This window comes from Lysinibacillus sp. FSL K6-4013 (assembly GCF_038630435.1).
GTDB lineage: Bacteria > Bacillota > Bacilli > Bacillales_A > Planococcaceae > Lysinibacillus > Lysinibacillus boronitolerans.
Genome location: NZ_CP152031.1, coordinates 1,311,794 through 1,330,350 on the forward strand (window position 1 = coordinate 1,311,794; position 18,557 = coordinate 1,330,350).

Below are 18,557 nucleotides of genomic sequence, written 5' to 3' on the forward strand. Positions count from 1 at the left end.
ATCCAGATAAAACTGTAGTTTCAAGTGGTTAATTATTGGTACTTGGTTATTTAGATGATACAGGTAAATTCCAAGTAAGGGAACTATTAAAATAATTGTAAAGATAATCAAAAAGATAGAGAATATGATTCTAAGATTATTGAAAAATAAACCAAATTAGATACTAAGAAAATAGAAGTTCGTGTTTTCACACTTCATATAAAAATACTAAGGAGGAATATTAAATGTTAAAAAAATGGAACAATAAGAAACTATTGAAAAACGAAAAGGGTTTGACATTAATTGAGCTTTTAGCAGTAATAGTTATCCTAGCTATTATCTCTGCAATAGCCGTTCCTGCAATTGGAAATATTATTGAAAATACTCGCTATAACGCTGCAAAGGCGGATGCAGTTAATGTTCTAAATGCAGCAAATCTCTATTTTACGGATGAGCCAGATGAAACTTCAGTGACATTAGAGAAATTAAAGAGTGAAAAATATTTAGATCATGCTGGTAAGCTTGAAAAAGCCACTACTGTTTCAGTCACTAAAGCAAGTCCTAACAAAATATCAGCTACAAATGTTCCATTTAGTGGTACAAAAACGGTTTCATTTAATGAGGCAACATTAGAATCTATCAATGCGGATAACCAAAAAGGAAGTAACTCACCTAAATCAATAGGTGGCACAACAAAATAATCAGTCCTCCCAACCCACTCAGAAGCGCAAGAAAATTTGCGTTTCTGGCTGGGAAATGGATGACTAATTGAAAAAATCATTTATACTGGATAGGATAAGGAGGTCTTTTCACATGTTTAAGAGAAAAAGAAAGTCGCATGTTTCGATTGAACTGAAGGATTATGTGCTGCGTGCGATTGTGGCGAAAGGACCAGAGCCTAATCAGTGGCAAGGCTATGAATACCCTTTAGCAGCTGGAATCGTTGAAAATGGAACAATCGTCGATGAGGTAGCTCTTTTTGAGGTGATTAAAGAGCAAGTAATGAAATGGACAGGGAAAAAACAGGCTGTCCGTATGTTTGTCCCTGATACGACGGTTCTATTAAAAAACTTTGAGCACCCTAAAGATGTCAAGCCTCAGGAATTACGAGGATATGCTGAAATGGAATTGGGACATTCCATTCATTTACCATTTCAAGACCCTTTAATTGATGTTTATGATGCTGATGCCGAGGATGGCAAGGCTATCTTATTTGCTGCGCCTTCTGAAGAGATAACGAAAATGGTAGGGATGCTGCTAGATGTTTCATTAGAACCTGAAGCTGCCGATATTCGTGCGCTTTGCAATATACGCTTATTAGAGCATATGTCATTATTAGTGCCTAATAAAACGTATTTGATTGCGGAATGGTCGATTAATGAGCTCTCTATCAGTATTTTTTCCAATGGCCAAGTGGAGTTTTTGCGCTATCAATCCATTGAAGTAGATATGACGCAATGGCAGGGGAAGAAAGAGAATGAGTTTAACTATCAATTTATCTATAATGGCGAAGCAGAGAATTATCAAATGGTCGTAATGGATCAGGTTCTAGAGATTGATCGGATGATGAATTTCTTTAAGTTTTCTTTACATAAAGGTGAAAAAGCAGTGGATGAAATTATTATGCTTGGCGATAACCCACTATTGAAATCAATTGGAAACTTACTTGCTTCTAATTTAGAACCACCGCTAAGAGTTGTCGATGGGAAAAAGATTGAGAAATCATTTCCTCGCTTTAAGCGAGAATTTTCAACGTTGCTTGGCTTAGCTTTGAAGGAGGTTCATTAATGGTTCCAGATATAAACCTCTTACCACAACTTGAAAAAAGAACAACCTCCCCCAAGCTTTTTTACAGCTTGGTGATTGTCATTGTGGGACTTATTGTAGCTTATTTACTTTTTTTATTTTTTACATCCAAAAGTGAATTGTCACGATTGACTGCAGAGGAACATGCTTTAACAACACAGCTTGATCAATTGCAGCAAGAGTTAGATGCACGACAAAGTGTCGATCAGGGTTCATTGGAAGAGTCTGTGACATTTATTCAAGGTGTTTCTTATCCTGTAACACCGTTGATTGATGAAACGAAAACTTTATTACCAACTCATTCCTATTTACGTAGCTACGTTTTCGGAGAGAATACGGTGAATATTGAAGTGGATTTTGAAACGATGACAGATATATCGAAATATGTGGAGCGGCTTTTAATGAGTAGCTATTTTACAGACGCTCAAATTAACACTGTCTCAAACTTTGATATAGAGCTAGGTGAACAAAGGGAGTTAACACCCCAACAAAAATTTAAAGAAGTACCGCGCTATTCAGTGTCCATTACAGCGACAATCGATTTTATGTATTTAGCTGGAGGACGACGCTCATGAATAAATTAACGAGTAGTAAAAATTCATCTATGATCTTGTTACTTGCGCTAATAGCTGCTATTTTATTTGCGCTGTATTATTATTTGCTTTCACCAAAATTGAATGAAGTGAATGAAAAAGAGAGTAATGTGTTGCAGGTGAAGCAAGAATTAGCTAGTGTCAAAGAACAACTAGCTCAATTAGACAAGGAGCAGGGACAGCCTACAATCAATATATTAGCCTTAAGACAAAAGCTACCTGCAACAAGAGCCGTTGAAAAGATTATTCTTGATTTAGCTGAGATTGAAGAGGTGACAGGAACTCGTATACAGTCTTTAACTGTTCAAGGTGAGGACGGCACTGTAACAAATTCAGATGTATCGAATGATCCCAATATGTTGGAGCAGGCTGAAGCAGAGGTCAATGGTAATCAGGAGAACAAGGAGACAACGACACCGATTGCTTCTCTTTCGAAAGACTCTTTACCAGCAAATTTAAAGCTTATTACTTTTATATTAGAGGTGGGTGCGCTTGATTTTAATTCTCTTGAAAGCTTTTTACAGGAGGTTGAACAATTAGAGCGTGTCATGAAAACCGATAAGATTGAATTTAAATTGCCTGGAGAGCAGGCACAGCTAGAGAAAGATGCAGATCTTACGTTAAAGGCAACAGTGCAAGTGACGACGTTCTATTACGAAGAACAACAATAAACTTTATTGATAGGCGCCCCATACTTCATTTGTATGGGCGCCTATTGGTTTAGGAGGACATGAAATTGGAAATGGCTTATACGATCTTTATTTTTTTATTTGGACTTATCTTTGGCTCTTTTTATAATGTAGTTGGCTTACGTGTACCACAGAAGGAATCGATTGTACATCCTCCTTCACATTGTCCGAAATGCCAGAGACGACTAACGGTGCTTGATTTAGTACCCGTTTTGTCCTATGTATTTTTAGGAGGAAAATGTCGGAGTTGTGGCAATAAAATTTCTTGGGTTTACCCATTCATAGAATTAATGACAGGTGTATTATTTGCCTTTGCTTATTGGCAGCTAGGCTGGGGCATAGAATTGATAGTAGCGTTCTTTTTTATTTCCTTATTAGTTATTATCGTTGTGTCAGATTTGGCCTATATGCTAATTCCTGATAAGGTATTAATATTCTTTTTACCTTTGCTAGCTATTGGACGAGTTCTGTCACCATTAACACCGTGGTGGGACTCTCTTGTGGGTGCTGTCGTCGGTTTTGGCATATTATATATCATTGCTGTGCTATCTAACGGTGGCATGGGTGGAGGCGATATTAAATTATTCTTTTTAATTGGTCTCGTTCTGGGTACGATTGATACACTATTAACGCTTTTTTTAGCTGCAGTGATTGGTATGATTGTCGGGATTACCGTTTTATCGAAGAACAAACAAGGGAGAAAAACACCCATTCCATTTGGGCCATCTATTGCATTGGCCGCAGTCATTGTTTATTTCTATGGCGATCTATTAATCAATTGGTATTTAGGCTTTTGGTAATTGTTCAATCTTCAAGAATGTGGAGGGAAGCAAGTGAAACCGATTATTGGTATTACAGCCTTTGTGGAGGATGATTTATCCTCTCGATTAAATGCTGCTTACAGCAAAAGTATTATTGATGCTGGTGGAATTCCACTGATTATTCCAATTGGAGTAGAAGAAGAGGCAGCCCAGATTTTAGCCCTTACAGATGGTTTATTATTATCCGGGGGTCATGACGTGCACCCATTTCTGTTCGGGGCTGAGCCTTCATTAAAACTTGGAAAAATTCATCCCGCGCGTGATACAGTGGAGTTAGCAATAATTGAAGCCGCATTCCAACGAAAGATGCCTATTTTCGGGATTTGTCGAGGGATTCAAATACTAAATGTTGCATTAGGTGGTACCTTATATCAGGATATTGATAGTGATCATTTTAGCACTAAATTACTCCAACATATGCAGCAATCAGGTAGAGCTGTAGCTACCCACACTGTACAGATTATTGCTGATAATTTATTAGCGACTATCGTTGAACAAGAGAAGATAGCAGTGAATTCATTCCATCATCAAGCGGTGAATGTATTAGCTGAAAAATTAAAAGTAGCGGCAAAATCAAATGACGGTATTATCGAAGCTGTAGTTCATGAGGAAATGCCATTTTGCTTGGCTGTTCAGTGGCATCCTGAGGAACTAGCCATAGCAGGAGATGAGAGTGCTCAAAAGCTATTTTCAGCCTTTGTTGAAGCTAGCTTAAAATTTAAGAAGGAAGCTTAGAGGGCATTGTACAAAGAATCCAATCGTCTGTGGATTCTTTTTTTGCGTAAAAAAGAGGATACATGCTCTTAGAAGGAACATAATCCTCAAAACCTGTTTTAATAGTTAATGTACTCGTCTGTAAAGACCTACAACTTGTCCTAAAATAGAAACTTGATCGACAATAATAGGTTCCATAGAAGAATTTTCAGGCTGTAAACGGAAATGATTTTTCTCTTTAAAGAAGCGTTTTACAGTTGCTTCATCCTCAGCTGTCATAGCTACAACAATATCCCCGTTATTAGCTGTTGCCTTTTGTTTTACAATGACTAAATCTCCATCTAAAATTCCGGCTTCAATCATTGATTCTCCCATAATTTCTAGCATGAACAATTGATCTTCACTTGTGCCGTACGTATCGGGTAATGGGAAGTATTCTTCAATGTTTTCAATTGCTGTAATTGGAGAACCAGCTGTAACCTTCCCGACAAGTGGGACATGGATCACCTGTTGCTTTTGGATGGATTCTTCAGGCTCTAAAATTTCAATTGCGCGTGGCTTTGTTGGATCTCGACGAATAAAGCCTTTTTGTTCTAATCGAGCTAAATGTCCATGAACAGTTGAACTGGAAGCAAGTCCAACTGCTTCACCAATTTCACGTACTGATGGCGGATATCCCTTAGCTCGTACCTCTTCCTTAATGAAAGCTAAAATATCCTCTTGTCTTTTCGAAACTTTTTTCATGAGTGCTCACCTCTTTTTTCTAAAATCAATCTTCTTATTTGATAGTATAACAGAATGCGAACATGTATGCAAACATAGGTTCGAAAAGTGTTTGACAAAAACGTTTGTTCGCTTTATTATGAGAACATACATTCCGAACAAACATTCTTAAAAAGGGGTAATGATTATGACATGGTTTAAGAAAAACACACATATCTCAATTTTATTAGGAGCTTGCCTACTATTTGCAGCATACCTTTACATTACTGATCCAGGAAAAGTTAGTTACGCAGAAATCCAAATCGAACATGGGGATAGCTTGTGGTCGTTAGCGGAGCAATATCGTGGTAAAATGAGTACTGATGATTGGATAAAGCTTGTAAAAACGGAAAATGAACTAGCAGATATTAAAATTGTAGCGGGAAAATCTCTAGTTATTCCTGTAGTGAGTGATCAAGCCAGTCCCATCAATACTATCGAAATTGCGAGAAATGAACAATGATAAATAATCAACTGTCGGCTGTTGTCTATTGTCGCGTAAGTACTGAAAAAGAAACACAAAGCTCCTCATTAGAGCGTCAACAGGAAGAGTTGCTGCGCTATGCTAAGGAGCAAGGCTATGCGGTGAAGGGCGTGTTTAAAGATCAGCATAGTGGTTATGATGTAGAACGTGCAGGCTTACTAGAAATGCTTGATTTCATAAAAGATAAAAACATTAATGCCCTTTTTGTACAAGATGAAACTCGTTTAGGACGAGGCAATGCAAGAATGGCTGTATTGCATTTATTACAAAAATCAGCAACGGATGTTTTTTCTATGCGTGATGCTGGCCCAGTTCAATTAAATGAAATGGACACGATGCTGCTAGAAATTTTAGCGATTGTAGAGGAATATCAGCGTAGAATTCATAATGCTAAAATACGACGAGGTATGCGACGTGCTGTAGAAAACGGCTATCGTCCTGAAAATAATTTATCCAACAGAGGTAATCCGCAGGGGCAGGAGCGTAAAGATCTACCTGTAGATGAAATTGTAAAGCTACGCAAACGTGGATTTACCTTTGAAGAAATTTCTATAACGCTTAGAGGGTTAGGCTTTGAGGTAAGTAAGGCGACTGTCCATCGTCGTTTCCAAGAGCACCAAGAAAGATTAGCAGGAAAATAATATTCCTGCTAATTTTTTTTGTAAAAAACTACTGAGAGGAAGAAAAGCTCTCGATAATAACATTTTTAGGCAGTTGGAAAGGGTGCTCTTTATTTATTCGGTCATAAAACATGATGCCATTTAAATGATCGATTTCATGTTGTACAACGATGGCCCCATAGCCCTGTAACTGTACAATGATTTCATGTCCATCAATGTCGTAAGCTTTGACTTTAATCCTCTCATATCTCGGCACAAAACCAGGAACAGGTCGATTTACAGATAGACAGCCTTCTCCCTCCGGTAGATAAATCATATTGATGGAATGACTCATTATTTTAGGGTTAATCAGCATCATTTCTTGGTCATCAAAGAGTACAGCAAACATTCGTTTATCTACACCAATTTGATTAGCAGAGAGTCCACTTCCAGGGCGAAGCTTATATTTTTTTGCTAGAGTTGGATTTTGACTATTTTTCAGATATTGTAGCATGGCTAGGAGGGTATTTCGGTCCTCATTGGTCACAGGTATCGCCACTTCTTGAGTCCGTTTTCTTAAAATTGCCGAGTGTTCTTTCACGAAATCCTTCATTGTAATCATATAATCTGGGTGAAATTTAGTCATAGATAAACACCTCATCAACACGGCTATTGAGAACCTTAGCAATCTTAAAAGCTAATTCAAGGGTCGGATCATATTTATCATTTTCAATACTATTAATGGTCTGCCTCACAACCCCACATTCTTTTGCAAGTGCAGCTTGTGTTATACCTAATTTTTTTCTCAAAATTTTGATAATGTTCTTCAGAATTATCCCTCCATTTTGTCTAAAGTATTAGATATATATCGTAAAATAAGAATCAAGAAATGTCCAACTAATTAGACATTTATGAGTATTGAAAAACAAAACAGTCAATTGAAGGGTAGAGATGGATTTCCGTTGCAGGCTACTTGCTTTCCTCTGGGCGAGCACCAAATCGCTTCCGCCGCTACCGCTCCGTTTAGAATTTCGCCTGTCTCGCTATCCCACGGGAGTCAAGTAGCCCTCCGCTCTAACCCATAAATATTTAACTTTTTAGCAAAGATTTTCAGATAAAGTAAAGGTGTTTTACTCTTTATGGAGGCGTGTTGTCAGACATCACTTTTCTACATTGAAAATAAAAACCCTAATTCAAATAATGGGGTATTTTGATCGATACTACTGATAAGGAAAAGACGCTGGCGGAGCTGAAATCACCCCGTCTTGTTAAAAGGTCTCAATCTACTAATGACATAATCTTTTTTTAACAACATGAAATGTCCGATTAATTGGACATGCAGGTTTTAAATATCACTTAATACCAATTTTCATCAAAATTTAGCTTTAACGCATGACCAAAACAAATACCGAATGGAATAAAACCTCGTCCTTTTGCTGTAATGATATTGCCATCTTGTACCACTAGTTCATCTGAAAAGTTATGAAGCTCAAAGCACCCTAGCTGCTTCATGCCATCTAAAGGTAGCCCTACTGTATATTTTTTGTTTTGTAAGACACCTGCTTTTGCCAATAGGTAAGGGGAGCTAGAAATACTTGCAATCATTCCTCCTTTTGCAGATAGATGACGAATGAAATCTAGTAAGCTCTCTTCAAGTTGTAATGTTGAAATATCCATACAGCCTGGTAATAGTAGACTATCAATATCGTCAAGCTCTACTTCAGTCACGGGTAAATCAGCTATGCAATTTAAACCAGATTCTCCTCTGATAGGTTCGGTATTCGATCCTAGTGTGACGATGGGTTTCCCTCCTTGCATTAATATGGACAAAGCAACACTCAATTCATATTCACTAAATTGTGGGTATAATAACACCGCAGTTTTCTTCATTTCATACACCTCTTACCTTTAGATTGTTCCATTCTTCCTCTAAAATAGCGTAATAGTATTCATCCCACCAAGTCTCTCCATGAGGAATGCATTTTTTGAAAAATCCTTCTTGGCGCATACCGATCTTTTCCATGACTCGGTAAGAAGCGATATTTTCTGGCTGGCATGTGGCAATAATTCGATGAAGTTTCATATTATTAAAGCCATAGTCTAATAGGGCCTGAGCAGCTTCAGAAGCATAGCCATGATTATGATAGACAGGATTCATAACCCATCCAATTTCATACGTATGGTCGCCAAAGTATTTGTGGAAAACAAGATGACCAATGACTCGCTGTTGTTCACGTAAAACAATGGCGAAATGTTTTGCATGCTCGTTGCTATTCTCTGTTATGAAATTTTGAACCTGATCTTCATTTAACACACCCTCTGGCATATAGTGCATGACTTTTTCGTTGGACATATAGCTATAAACAGCCTGCCAATCTTGTGCTTCAAATGTTCGAATAAGTAGTCTAGGTGTTGTGATGTTCATGATAGTTCCTCCTATATGCTATCAAATTTTTCCTTTTGTTATTAGTTATACACCTCTAACATCTGGAAGTCATGTAAATAATGGCTATGAAGTGTTTTTAAGGGTTGGTATAACTGCATTTTAAGGGAAACCGTGCTATACTTTGCATACTGAGGTCATTAAGCTAGGTACTGAAAGGTGTGTAACGATGTTATCAAAGGAAAAAATTAACCGAATTAATGAATTATCTGCTAAAGCAAAAAGCGGACAATTAACAGAGGAAGAAGCAAAGGAGCGAACAGCGCTTCGCAAGGAGTATTTAGATACGTTTAGAGCAACGATGCGAGATACGATTGAAAACGTTAAAGTGGTCGATGCAGAAGGCAATGATGTAACTCCTGAGAAGGTAAAACAAGCGCAAAAAAATAAATTTCTAAATTAATGTGACACAATTCAATAAAGTATGTATGAAAACGCAAATAGTATAACAAAAGCATTGTTTTCTAAAGCAATGTTGACTAAACTGTAAAAGAACAATATATAGGACGAGAAAGGATGTCACAATATAATGACTCAACACGCGGATCTTTTAGCTATTAATGCTATCCGAACTTTGTCAATCGATGCTATTGAAAAAGCAAATTCTGGTCACCCAGGTTTACCAATGGGAGCAGCGCCAATGGCTTATACGCTTTGGACAAAACAATTACGCCATAATCCAGCAAATCCAAAATGGTTTAACCGTGATCGTTTTGTACTATCAGCAGGTCATGGCTCAATGCTTTTATACAGCTTACTTCACCTTGGAGGCTATGGTTTACCAATGGAAGAAATTCAAAACTTCCGCCAATGGGATTCATTAACACCAGGACATCCTGAATATGGTCATACAGTAGGGGTAGAGGCAACAACTGGTCCTCTTGGACAAGGAATCGCTATGACTGTTGGTATGGCAATGGCTGAGCGCCATTTAGCCGCTACTTACAATAAACCAGGTCATGACATTGTTGACCACTACACATTTGCGTTATGTGGTGATGGTGACTTAATGGAAGGTGTTGCAGCAGAGGCGATTTCATTAGCTGGTCACTTAAAGCTTGAAAAATTAATCGTACTTTACGATTCTAATGATATTTCTTTAGATGGTGACTTAGAAAAGTCATTTTCAGAAAACGTTCAAAAACGCTTTGAATCTTATGGTTGGAATTATTTAAAAGTGGCAGATGGTACAGATGTAGATGCTATTAATGCAGCCATTGAAGAAGCCAAAAAATCTACTGGCAAGCCAACATTAATTGAAGTGAAAACAGTGATTGGTTTTGGTTCTCCAAATAAATCTGGTAAAGCAGATTCTCACGGTGCACCACTTGGTACAGATGAAGTTGTCTTAACGAAGGCTGCCTATGAGTGGGCACATGAACCATTCCAAATTCCTGCAGAAGTTTACGATACATTTAATGCGGCTGCTGAAGCGCAAGGCGCACAACCAGAGGAAGCTTGGAATGCAAAATTTGCTGCATACAAAGAAGAATTCCCGGCGTTAGCAGCTCAATTCGAGAAAGCGATGAATGGTGAATTACCAGAAGACTTTGCTTCTGAGTTACCAGTATATGAAGCAGGTAAATCTGTAGCAACTCGTTCTTCTTCAGGCGATGCAATTAATGCTATTGCAAAGAAAACACCTTCATTCTTTGGTGGTTCAGCTGACCTTGCTGGCTCCAATAAAACAACGATGAAGGGTGCAGGAGATTTCTCAGCAGACGACTATGCTGGACGTAACATCTGGTTTGGTGTTCGTGAATTTGCAATGGGTGCTGCTATGAACGGAATGGCTCTTCACGGTGGTTTAAACGTATTCGGTGGTACATTCTTCGTATTCTCTGATTACGTTCGTCCAGCAATTCGTCTATCTGCATTAATGGGTCTTCCTGTAACATATGTATTCACACATGATTCGATTGCAGTAGGGGAAGATGGTCCAACACATGAACCAATCGAACACCTTGCATCATTACGTGCAATGCCAAACCTATCTGTTATTCGTCCTGCGGATGCAAATGAATCAGCAGTTGCATGGGAGCTTGCAGTAGCAGCAGAAAAAACACCAACTGTTCTTGTATTATCTCGTCAAAACTTACCTGTTCTTGACGCTTCTATTGAAACAGTACGTGAGGGCGTAGCAAAGGGTGCTTACACAGTGTCTCCAGCTACAAAAGAAGTGGCAGATGCTATTTTAATTGCAACAGGCTCTGAGGTTTCGCTTGCTGTCGAAGCACAAAAAGCATTAAAAGCAGACGGTATAGATGTAGCAGTTGTTTCTATGCCATCTATGGATCGCTTCGAAAAACAAGACGCAGCTTACAAAGAATCTGTTCTACCAAAAGCTGTTACAAAACGTCTTGCAATTGAAATGGGGGCATCATTCGGTTGGCATAAATATACTGGCTTTGAAGGCGATGTTCTAGCAATTGATAAGTTCGGTGCATCTGCTCCAGGTGAATTAGTAATGGAAAAATACGGCTTCACTGTTGAAAACGTAGTAGCAAAAGTGAAAGCATTAAACAAATAATATTAAGAAGACAAGCAAAAACATCTTCATTATAAAGTAAAAAGGCAGTGGGAAGCTCGATATATTCGAGCTTCCCACTGCCTCATTTAAATTAACGATAGAGGTATTTTTTATGCAATTTTATTTAATGGTATTTCCACCATCAATCACAATATTTTCACCTGTGATTAAATTGGAAGCATCACATGCAAGGAAAAGAGCAATGGCTGCAACTTCCTCTGGATAGCCGAAGCGTCCAAGTGGAATTTCTTTCATAGCTTGTTCGCCCACTTCACCAGCCCAAGCTTTTTTTCCAAGCTCTGTTAAAATAACGGTTGGTGAAATTGCATTGACGTTAATATCAAATTGTGCCCACTCCAATGCAAGAGAACGTGTAATACCAAGCACAGCCGCTTTACTTGCACAATAGGCAACATGATTATCCAGTGCAATAATGGCTGCTTGAGAGGCTAAGTTAATAATTTTGCCTCCAGTGCCTTGTTCGATGAAAATATTGCCAACCTTCTGTGCCATTTTAAATGTACCTGTTACATTAATATCCATGGTTTTTTGCCAATAGTCATCAGAAATATTTTCAGCATCATCGAGTAGAGCAATGCCTGCACAGTTTACCAAAATATCAATTTTTCCATAATGAGTATGGGCTTGTTTGATGGCATCATCCATACTTGCATTATCTGTTACATTACATAGAACACCAATTGCTCGCTCCTGGTGCAACTCCTTTGCAATAGCTGCTACATCTTCTTTTAAATCAAAAAGTGCAACAGATGCCCCTTTTTCAATAAATAGCTGAGCGATAGCATAGCCAATCCCGTTTGCACCGCCTGTAATTACTGCCACTTTATTTTCAATGCCGAAATTTGTATCAAAACCTTTGAACTTCAAGTGAATCCCACCTTTTGTTATTTTTTTGCCACAATCAGTTCAACATTATACGTTTGGAAAAGGTCGAAATAGTCTTCAGAAACTGGTTCATCTGTAATGAATGTATCAATATCTGCAATGGAGGCAAAGGCTGCAATAGAACTACGGTTTATTTTTGTATGATCGAGCAAGGCTGTCACTTTTTTAGCTGCTTGAACCATGCGCTTTTTCAGTTCAACTTCATAAACACTAAAATCCGTAAATCCTGCATCTTTACTAAAACCATTGGCAGATGTAAATAAGCGATCTACATGAATCTTATCTAAAATCTCTGCGCCAAGTGTTCCCTCTAATGAATTTGAACCTTGCTTCACGATTCCACCGATTAAAATAACAGTAATATTAGGAGAATCACTTAATTCCATTGCCACTTTTAAGCCACTTGTCACAACTGTTAGACGATGATTAAAGTCCTTTAAACAGTGGGCTAGTTCCAAAGCAGTTGAACTGGCATCAAGCATGATAGATTGATTATCTGAAATCGTTTGCAAAGCTGCACGTGCAATCGCATTTTTTTCAGTTTTATTTTTGAGCTGACGCGTAGAAAAGCTTGTTTCATGTTCATCTGTATCGACTAAAATAGCACCACCATGCGTTCGGCGTAACAGATTTTGTTGTTCAAGCTTTGTTAAATCAGTGCGTAAAGTAGCTTCCGACACATTTAAAGAAGTAGCCAATTCCTTAATCGTAATACTATTCTGTTGAACTAATTTATCCAAAATTATTTTTTGACGTTCCTGTGCAAACATTTTTTTCATCACATCACCTATAAATTTTCTATAATATTATTTTTTGCTTTTCACCATAAAGTGGGGTTGACTGCCACCCTGCTAGCATACTTTGTAAGTGCTGCTTCTTTTACATAGAGTAAAGTTTCCTTTGAACTCAGGTGTGTTGATTAGCCTTTATTTTACAGATGATACGAAAACCTTGTCCATTTCCGTTGCGGGAGACGCTTTCCGCTGAAGTCGTACCCTCCACGCCACTGAACAAGTAAAGGCTCTAAAAGAAAGTGTTTGCTTGCAACACACGCTAAGCACATCAGGTTGTTCTATGACATTATATCTATGCGATAGTAGCAACGCCTTTGTGACCAGGATCTTATCTTTTAATTACTATTTGAAAAAATATCAACCATATCTTTTAGTGATGAGCATATTGTTATTGTTTTTCGTTATTTTCACTATCATATCATACCTAGATAGTGTAAAAACAATAGGATTTAGAAAATTACAATTACAAGCAATATGATAATTAAGAAAGTCAGAAAAAATATTGCTTTTACATAGTAGCGTAAAAATAAATGAAATGAAAGTAAAAAATAGATAACGAAATTAAATAAAAATAAAAATTGAAATTCGAAAGTTTGGGTGGTACGATAAAAACAGAAAAACAAAAACAATCTGAAAAATGAAAACGCTTTTTTATAATGGGAGGATGAAATACATGTGTTCAAATCAAGTAGTAGACAAAGTGACAAAATCTATTGACAATATCCCAACAAAAATGAAAGCAGTTGTTGCCTATGAACCTGGTGATTATCGTTTAGAGGAAGTAGCTGTTCCAAAGATTGGGGAAGGTGAAATTTTAATAAAGGTAGAAGCATGTGGCATTTGTGCAGGTGATGTAAAAGCATTTGACGGTGCGCCAAGCTTTTGGGGCGATGAAGATCAGCCCGCATACATTAAAGCACCAATGATTCCTGGTCATGAGTTTATCGGTCATATTGTAGCAATTGGTGAAAATGTAGATGGTGATTTTGAACTCGGTGATCGTGTAATTTCAGAACAAATAGTTCCTTGTGAGAAATGTCGCTTTTGTAAGCGTGGTCAATATTGGATGTGTCAAAAGCATGATCTATATGGTTTCCAAAACAATGTTAATGGTGGTATGGCTGAGTATATGAAATTTACAAAGGAGGGCATTAATTACCATGTTCCAAATGAGTTACCAATTGAAAAAGCCATTCTTATTGAGCCATATGCCTGTTCATATCATGCTGTTCAACGTGCACAAATTGAATTAGAAGATGTTGTTGTATTAGCAGGTGCTGGAACATTAGGGCTTGGCATGATTGGTGCGATAAAAAAATCAGGTCCAGGAAAATTAATTGTTCTTGATTTATTTGAGGATCGTTTAGCATTAGCAAAACAATTTGGTGCAGATATAGTACTAAATCCTGCGAAAGATGATGTTTATGGCATTATTGATGAATTAACCGATGGCTATGGTTGTGATGTATATATTGAAGCAACAGGTGCACAAAAATCTGTCGAGCAGGGTTTAAAATTAATTCGTAAATTAGGGCGTTTCGTTGAATTTAGTGTGTTTAAAGACCCAGTAACAGTGGATTGGTCTATTATTTCAGACCGTAAAGAGTTGGATGTATTAGGTTCACATTTAGGGCCGTACTGCTATGAGCCTGTTATCAAAGGAATTATGAATGGAGATTTACCAACAGAGGGCGTTGTTACACATATGCTACCTCTTGAAGAGTTTGAAAAAGGGTTTGAGCTAGTGAAAAATGGACGGGAATCATTAAAAGTAGTACTAAACCCAAATTTATAGGCCGATAAACGCTAGACAAGGGGGGATATTATGCAATCAAATTTACAGGCGACATCAGTTGGTAAGCTAGGAATGGATAAAAAAATGTTTATGGGTTATTTAGGCGTCCTGATATTTATGATTGGGGATGGTTTAGAACAAGGTTGGCTTTCAACCTATTTAACCCAAAATGGAATGACTGTACAGGAGGTCGCTACATTACTTAGTTTTTATGGTATTGCTGTAGCTATAGCCTCTTGGCTTTCAGGTGTGTTAGCAGAAATTTATGGTCCTAGAAAAATGATGATTATAGGATTGAGTTTATTTGTTTTAGGAACGTTGATTTTCTTATTAATAGGTATTACAACGATGAATTTATCTATTATGCTTCCTACATATGCATTACGTGGGCTAGGCTATCCATTATTTGCGTATTCATTTTTAGTATGGATTACGTACTATGCTCCAATTGAGCGATTAGGAACAGCAGTTGGTTGGTTCTGGGTATCATTTGCAGGTGGTCTAAATATGCTAGGGGCCTATTATTCAAGTTTTGCACTACCATTTTTAGGCGAGATGATGACGCTTTGGAGTGCATTGATTTTTACAGCAATCGGTGCAGTTTTTGGTATTATCCTTTGCAAACCTGAAGTACAAAAAACAAATTTAACAATTAAAGAAGCAATGAAGCAAATGACAAAAGGCATCACGATTGCATTTGAAAAGCCACGTGTAGGTCTTGGTGGCATTGTTCGTGCTATTAATACATCTGGTGCATATGGATTAGTAGTCTTTTTGCCTGCCTATATGATTGATGCTGGATTTACGATGTCACAATGGCTACAAATTTATGGGGCTCTATGGGCAAGCAATGTTATTTTCAATTTAATTTGGGGTGCAGTGGCCGATAAAATTGGCTGGCAGCGTACTGTTATGTGGATCGGTGGTTTAGGTTGTGCAGTGTTTATGGCAGGTCTTTATTATGTGCCGTATTTCCTTGGTGCTAACTATCTGATGACAATTATTGTGGCTATGTGCTTCGGCTCCTGTTTAGCGGCGTATGTCCCACTTTCTGCATTAGTGCCATCATTAGCACCAGAAAACCGTGGAGCAGCAATGTCTATTCTTAACTTGGGTGCTGGATTAAGCACATTTCTCGGTCCAGCAGTTGCAGGTGCTTTAATCGGTGGTTTTGGTGCTGTTGGTGTTATTTGGGCATATGTTACTATGCATATTATAAGTGCTGGGTTGATGATATTTGTTCGTCTGCCAAAAGGCTCTAAACAAACCGATATACCGAAAGAGGTAGTAACAGGACATTGATAAAAAGGATATTCGAAAAGAATATCCTTTTTATATAATCGAAAACGAAAATAAACGAAAATTAACGAAAATAAAAATTGACAAACGAAAATCGGTGTGTGAGAATAATATTATATTTATCAGAAAATACCAAATATATATAGATGACAAGTAGGAGGAAATTGTATAATGAAAATTGGTTTAGGTTCAGACCATAATGCACATCATTTGAAACAAGTTTTGCAACAATATATTACCGAAGAATTAGGTCATGAAGTGATTGATTATGGTTCAAAAGACAATTGTACAGAAATTGATTACCCAGGTGTTGCGTTCACAGTAGGCACAGCTATTATGAACAATCAATTAGATCGAGGCATTTTAGTGTGTGGTACAGGGCTAGGTATGGCGATTGCGGCATGTAAAGTACCAGGGATTCGTGCAGCAACAACACATGATGTTTATTCAGCGGAACGAGCTTGTAAAAGTAACGACGCACAAATTATTACTTTAGGTGAAAAAGTAATTGGCATAGAAGCAGCAAAAAAAGTAGTAGAAATCTATTTGAATTCGGCTTTTCCAGGTGGTAATTCCGCGCGTAAAGTACAACAAATTATGAACCAAGAACAAAGTTATATTGATGGGGGTGTACATAGATAATGAAAAAATTAATGAATGATCCTGCAAATGTTGTGGATGAAATGATTGAAGGCTATGTAAAAGCCTTTCCAAATTATGTACAGCAATTAGCAGAAAATAAACGTGCTTTAGTTGCTGTTCGTGAAGAAAGCCAAAAAGTGGGTGTTTTAATTGGTGGTGGCTCAGGTCATGAGCCTGCTTTTATGGGTTATGTAGGATATGGGATGGCAGATGGTGTAGCTGTAGGGAATATTTTTGCTTCTCCTTCCCCAGATCCAATTGTTGAGGTAACGAAAAAAATTAATAATGGACAAGGTGTTGTCTATATTTATGGAAATTATGCAGGTGATTTAATGAATTTCGGAATGGCAGCAGAGCTTGCCGATTTAGAGGAAGATATTACTGTAGAATGTGTCATTGTAACAGATGATGTTGCATCCGCACCAAAGGAAGAACAGCACAAACGTCGAGGTATTGCAGGTGAGTTTTTCGTGACGAAAGCTGCTGGGGCTGCCTCTGAAAAGGGCTATAGTTTAGAAGAGGTTGTGCGTGTTGCGAATAAAATGAACGATGTGACACGTACAATGGGTGTTGGTCTTTCACCGTGCTCACTACCACAAACAGGTCAGCCAAGCTTTGAATTAGAAGCGGATGAGATGGAAATTGGTTTAGGACATCATGGAGAACCAGGTATTGAAAAAGGTAAACTTCAAACGGCTGACGAGGTTGTAGATAGATTGGTAGATGCTATTTTAGAAGATATGCCAATTGAAAGCGGTAACAAAGTAGCTGTATTAGTAAATGGTTTAGGCTCAACGACGAATATGGAACTATATATTTTATTCCGTCGTGTTGAACAAATTTTAACAGCAAAAAATATTCACATTCATCGTTCATTTGTGGGAAATTATAGCACATCTTTAGAAATGGGTGGTGCATCTATATCCATTGCACAATTAGATGACGAGCTGATGGAAGTCATTGATTTTGCAGCAGATTGTCCAATGTATGTACAGCGATAGGGAGGAAGCGAGATGGAAGTCACGGTAACACAATTTAAACAGTTTTTATTGAAAATAGTGGATATGATTGAAGAACAAAAAGATTATTTATGTGAGCTTGACCGTAAATTAGGTGATGGTGATCATGGTGTCACAATGTCTATTGGCTGGCAAGCTGTTAAAGAACAACTAGAAGGGCCTTTAGCTGAGGAAGAGGACTGTGTCAAAGTAAGTTCAACTGCTGGTCGTACATTTTTAAGTGCGGTTGGTTCATCCGTTGGTCCATTATATGCAACAGGCTTTATGCGTGGGGCGAAAGCCATAAAAGGTAAAGATATGTTAAATGATGAAGCATGGAAAGATTTTTGGGTTGCCTTTGTAGATGGAGTACAGGAGCGTGGGCAAGCAGAGTTAGGCGATAAAACGATGATGGATGCACTTATTCCAGCGCGTGAAACATTAATTACTGAATTTAATAAGGATGGAGATTTTCCTGTAGCCTTTGAAAAAGCTGTTGCTGCTGCTAAAGAAGGTGCTGAATCAACGAAAGATTTATTGTCAAAACGAGGTCGTTCAAGCCGCTTAGGTGAACGTTCCATTGGCGTGCAAGATCCTGGTGCTACATCAGCAGCATTAATTATGGAGCAATTTTTATACATCGCACAAAATACGATGCGTGTATAACTAAAAATAGCACTCATCCGCTTTAAATGATGTTTTC

At 37.8% G+C, this 18,557-nt stretch carries 22 protein-coding genes; 15 read left to right on the forward strand and 7 right to left on the reverse strand.

Annotation, left to right across the window (positions count from 1 at the left end; translation table 11 throughout):
- The first annotated feature begins 224 nt into the window (after positions 1–224).
- From MHB39_RS06180 to MHB39_RS06205, 6 genes are all read left to right on the forward strand, one after another.
- Positions 225–680, forward strand: a complete 456-nt coding sequence (locus tag MHB39_RS06180; RefSeq protein ID WP_258859483.1) for a prepilin-type N-terminal cleavage/methylation domain-containing protein — start codon at positions 225–227, stop codon at positions 678–680.
- Between the two features lie 112 nt (positions 681–792).
- Positions 793–1,767 (forward strand): pilus assembly protein PilM, encoded by a 975-nt coding sequence (pilM, locus tag MHB39_RS06185; RefSeq protein WP_016991996.1) that lies wholly within the window; start codon positions 793–795, stop codon positions 1,765–1,767.
- A complete protein-coding gene (locus MHB39_RS06190) occupies positions 1,767–2,360 on the forward strand; it encodes a hypothetical protein (protein ID WP_342546024.1) in 594 nt (197 codons plus the stop codon). Before pilM ends, MHB39_RS06190 begins: the two co-directional genes overlap by 1 nt.
- A complete protein-coding gene (locus MHB39_RS06195; RefSeq protein WP_016991999.1) occupies positions 2,357–3,049 on the forward strand; it encodes a hypothetical protein in 693 nt (230 codons plus the stop codon). The genes MHB39_RS06190 and MHB39_RS06195 overlap by 4 nt, the downstream gene beginning before the upstream one ends.
- 65 nt (positions 3,050–3,114) lie before the next feature.
- Positions 3,115–3,867 carry a prepilin peptidase gene (locus tag MHB39_RS06200; protein ID WP_312124623.1) on the forward strand — a complete coding sequence of 251 codons (753 nt, stop codon included), beginning with the start codon at positions 3,115–3,117 and terminating at the stop codon, positions 3,865–3,867.
- Positions 3,868–3,900: 33 nt separating this feature from the next.
- A complete protein-coding gene (locus MHB39_RS06205) occupies positions 3,901–4,623 on the forward strand; it encodes a gamma-glutamyl-gamma-aminobutyrate hydrolase family protein (RefSeq protein ID WP_016992000.1) in 723 nt (240 codons plus the stop codon).
- A 105-nt stretch (positions 4,624–4,728) separates the two neighbouring features.
- Here MHB39_RS06205 and lexA read toward each other — a convergent pair whose 3' ends face one another.
- On the reverse strand, positions 4,729–5,346 hold the full coding sequence (lexA, locus tag MHB39_RS06210) for a transcriptional repressor LexA (protein WP_004232118.1): 618 nt from the start codon (positions 5,344–5,346) through the stop codon (positions 4,729–4,731).
- Between the two features lie 166 nt (positions 5,347–5,512).
- Between lexA and MHB39_RS06215 the strand changes: the two genes are divergently transcribed.
- Together MHB39_RS06215 and MHB39_RS06220 are read left to right on the forward strand one after the other, a co-directional pair.
- Positions 5,513–5,827: a LysM peptidoglycan-binding domain-containing protein gene (locus tag MHB39_RS06215; protein ID WP_016992001.1), complete on the forward strand. Its 315-nt coding sequence runs from the start codon at positions 5,513–5,515 to the stop codon at positions 5,825–5,827.
- Positions 5,824–6,489: a recombinase family protein gene (locus MHB39_RS06220; protein WP_016992002.1), complete on the forward strand. Its 666-nt coding sequence runs from the start codon at positions 5,824–5,826 to the stop codon at positions 6,487–6,489. The genes MHB39_RS06215 and MHB39_RS06220 overlap by 4 nt, the downstream gene beginning before the upstream one ends.
- A 28-nt stretch (positions 6,490–6,517) precedes the next feature.
- On the opposite strand, the gene def is transcribed toward MHB39_RS06220, so the two are convergent.
- The 4 genes from def to MHB39_RS06240 all read right to left on the reverse strand — a co-directional run bounded on the left by def (position 6,518) and on the right by MHB39_RS06240 (position 8,872).
- Complete coding sequence (gene def, locus MHB39_RS06225) at positions 6,518–7,093, reverse strand: peptide deformylase (protein WP_342546025.1); 576 nt, start codon at positions 7,091–7,093, stop codon at positions 6,518–6,520.
- Positions 7,086–7,277: a helix-turn-helix transcriptional regulator gene (locus tag MHB39_RS06230; RefSeq protein ID WP_036080196.1), complete on the reverse strand. Its 192-nt coding sequence runs from the start codon at positions 7,275–7,277 to the stop codon at positions 7,086–7,088. The genes def and MHB39_RS06230 overlap by 8 nt, the downstream gene beginning before the upstream one ends.
- A gap of 526 nt (positions 7,278–7,803) precedes the next feature.
- Positions 7,804–8,337 carry a DJ-1/PfpI family protein gene (locus MHB39_RS06235; RefSeq protein WP_342546026.1) on the reverse strand — a complete coding sequence of 178 codons (534 nt, stop codon included), beginning with the start codon at positions 8,335–8,337 and terminating at the stop codon, positions 7,804–7,806.
- A 1-nt stretch (position 8,338) separates the two neighbouring features.
- Positions 8,339–8,872: a GNAT family protein gene (locus MHB39_RS06240; RefSeq protein ID WP_342546027.1), complete on the reverse strand. Its 534-nt coding sequence runs from the start codon at positions 8,870–8,872 to the stop codon at positions 8,339–8,341.
- A 187-nt stretch (positions 8,873–9,059) separates the two neighbouring features.
- Here MHB39_RS06240 and MHB39_RS06245 point away from each other — a divergent pair, with 187 nt between their 5' ends.
- Both MHB39_RS06245 and tkt read left to right on the forward strand, forming a co-directional pair.
- A complete protein-coding gene (locus tag MHB39_RS06245) occupies positions 9,060–9,293 on the forward strand; it encodes a DUF896 domain-containing protein (RefSeq protein ID WP_004232132.1) in 234 nt (77 codons plus the stop codon).
- A 126-nt stretch (positions 9,294–9,419) separates the two neighbouring features.
- The gene (tkt, locus tag MHB39_RS06250) at positions 9,420–11,420 is read left to right on the forward strand and encodes a transketolase (protein ID WP_342546028.1); all 2,001 of its coding nucleotides are present in this window, start codon (positions 9,420–9,422) and stop codon (positions 11,418–11,420) included.
- 120 nt (positions 11,421–11,540) lie between these two features.
- On the opposite strand, the gene MHB39_RS06255 is transcribed toward tkt, so the two are convergent.
- Together MHB39_RS06255 and MHB39_RS06260 are read right to left on the reverse strand one after the other, a co-directional pair.
- Entirely contained in the window at positions 11,541–12,308 is a 768-nt protein-coding gene (locus tag MHB39_RS06255; RefSeq protein ID WP_259419263.1) for a GolD/DthD family dehydrogenase, read from the reverse strand.
- Positions 12,309–12,325: 17 nt separating this feature from the next.
- On the reverse strand, positions 12,326–13,105 hold the full coding sequence (locus tag MHB39_RS06260) for a DeoR/GlpR family DNA-binding transcription regulator (RefSeq protein ID WP_259419262.1): 780 nt from the start codon (positions 13,103–13,105) through the stop codon (positions 12,326–12,328).
- Between the two features lie 688 nt (positions 13,106–13,793).
- Here MHB39_RS06260 and MHB39_RS06265 point away from each other — a divergent pair.
- The 5 genes from MHB39_RS06265 (at position 13,794) to dhaL (ending at position 18,520) form a co-directional block, all read left to right on the forward strand.
- The gene (locus MHB39_RS06265; RefSeq protein ID WP_259419261.1) at positions 13,794–14,915 is read left to right on the forward strand and encodes an alcohol dehydrogenase catalytic domain-containing protein; all 1,122 of its coding nucleotides are present in this window, start codon (positions 13,794–13,796) and stop codon (positions 14,913–14,915) included.
- Between the two features lie 30 nt (positions 14,916–14,945).
- Entirely contained in the window at positions 14,946–16,217 is a 1,272-nt protein-coding gene (locus tag MHB39_RS06270) for an MFS transporter (RefSeq protein WP_259419260.1), read from the forward strand.
- Between the two features lie 168 nt (positions 16,218–16,385).
- The gene (locus MHB39_RS06275; protein ID WP_259419259.1) at positions 16,386–16,856 is read left to right on the forward strand and encodes an RpiB/LacA/LacB family sugar-phosphate isomerase; all 471 of its coding nucleotides are present in this window, start codon (positions 16,386–16,388) and stop codon (positions 16,854–16,856) included.
- Positions 16,856–17,857 (forward strand): dihydroxyacetone kinase subunit DhaK, encoded by a 1,002-nt coding sequence (locus MHB39_RS06280; protein WP_312124628.1) that lies wholly within the window; start codon positions 16,856–16,858, stop codon positions 17,855–17,857. The genes MHB39_RS06275 and MHB39_RS06280 overlap by 1 nt, the downstream gene beginning before the upstream one ends.
- 12 nt (positions 17,858–17,869) lie before the next feature.
- The gene (gene dhaL / locus MHB39_RS06285; protein WP_312124629.1) at positions 17,870–18,520 is read left to right on the forward strand and encodes a dihydroxyacetone kinase subunit DhaL; all 651 of its coding nucleotides are present in this window, start codon (positions 17,870–17,872) and stop codon (positions 18,518–18,520) included.
- Positions 18,521–18,557: the final 37 nt, after the last annotated feature.

Bases quoted from the DNA above. Each gene is read 5' to 3' on its own strand.
- MHB39_RS06220 (WP_016992002.1), top strand. From the start codon at position 5,824: ATGATAAATAATCAACTGTCGGCTGTTGTCTATTGTCGCGTAAGTACT.
- tkt (WP_342546028.1), top strand. From the start codon at position 9,420: ATGACTCAACACGCGGATCTTTTAGCTATTAATGCTATCCGAACTTTG.
- MHB39_RS06270 (WP_259419260.1), top strand. From the start codon at position 14,946: ATGCAATCAAATTTACAGGCGACATCAGTTGGTAAGCTAGGAATGGAT.
- dhaL (WP_312124629.1), top strand. From the start codon at position 17,870: ATGGAAGTCACGGTAACACAATTTAAACAGTTTTTATTGAAAATAGTG.
- pilM (WP_016991996.1), top strand. From the start codon at position 793: ATGTTTAAGAGAAAAAGAAAGTCGCATGTTTCGATTGAACTGAAGGAT.
- lexA (WP_004232118.1), bottom strand. From the start codon at position 5,346: ATGAAAAAAGTTTCGAAAAGACAAGAGGATATTTTAGCTTTCATTAAG.
- MHB39_RS06215 (WP_016992001.1), top strand. From the start codon at position 5,513: ATGACATGGTTTAAGAAAAACACACATATCTCAATTTTATTAGGAGCT.
- MHB39_RS06190 (WP_342546024.1), top strand. From the start codon at position 1,767: ATGGTTCCAGATATAAACCTCTTACCACAACTTGAAAAAAGAACAACC.
- MHB39_RS06235 (WP_342546026.1), bottom strand. From the start codon at position 8,337: ATGAAGAAAACTGCGGTGTTATTATACCCACAATTTAGTGAATATGAA.
- def (WP_342546025.1), bottom strand. From the start codon at position 7,093: ATGACTAAATTTCACCCAGATTATATGATTACAATGAAGGATTTCGTG.
- MHB39_RS06265 (WP_259419261.1), top strand. From the start codon at position 13,794: ATGTGTTCAAATCAAGTAGTAGACAAAGTGACAAAATCTATTGACAAT.
- MHB39_RS06240 (WP_342546027.1), bottom strand. From the start codon at position 8,872: ATGAACATCACAACACCTAGACTACTTATTCGAACATTTGAAGCACAA.
- MHB39_RS06245 (WP_004232132.1), top strand. From the start codon at position 9,060: ATGTTATCAAAGGAAAAAATTAACCGAATTAATGAATTATCTGCTAAA.
- MHB39_RS06260 (WP_259419262.1), bottom strand. From the start codon at position 13,105: ATGAAAAAAATGTTTGCACAGGAACGTCAAAAAATAATTTTGGATAAA.
- MHB39_RS06195 (WP_016991999.1), top strand. From the start codon at position 2,357: ATGAATAAATTAACGAGTAGTAAAAATTCATCTATGATCTTGTTACTT.
- MHB39_RS06180 (WP_258859483.1), top strand. From the start codon at position 225: ATGTTAAAAAAATGGAACAATAAGAAACTATTGAAAAACGAAAAGGGT.
- MHB39_RS06275 (WP_259419259.1), top strand. From the start codon at position 16,386: ATGAAAATTGGTTTAGGTTCAGACCATAATGCACATCATTTGAAACAA.
- MHB39_RS06280 (WP_312124628.1), top strand. From the start codon at position 16,856: ATGAAAAAATTAATGAATGATCCTGCAAATGTTGTGGATGAAATGATT.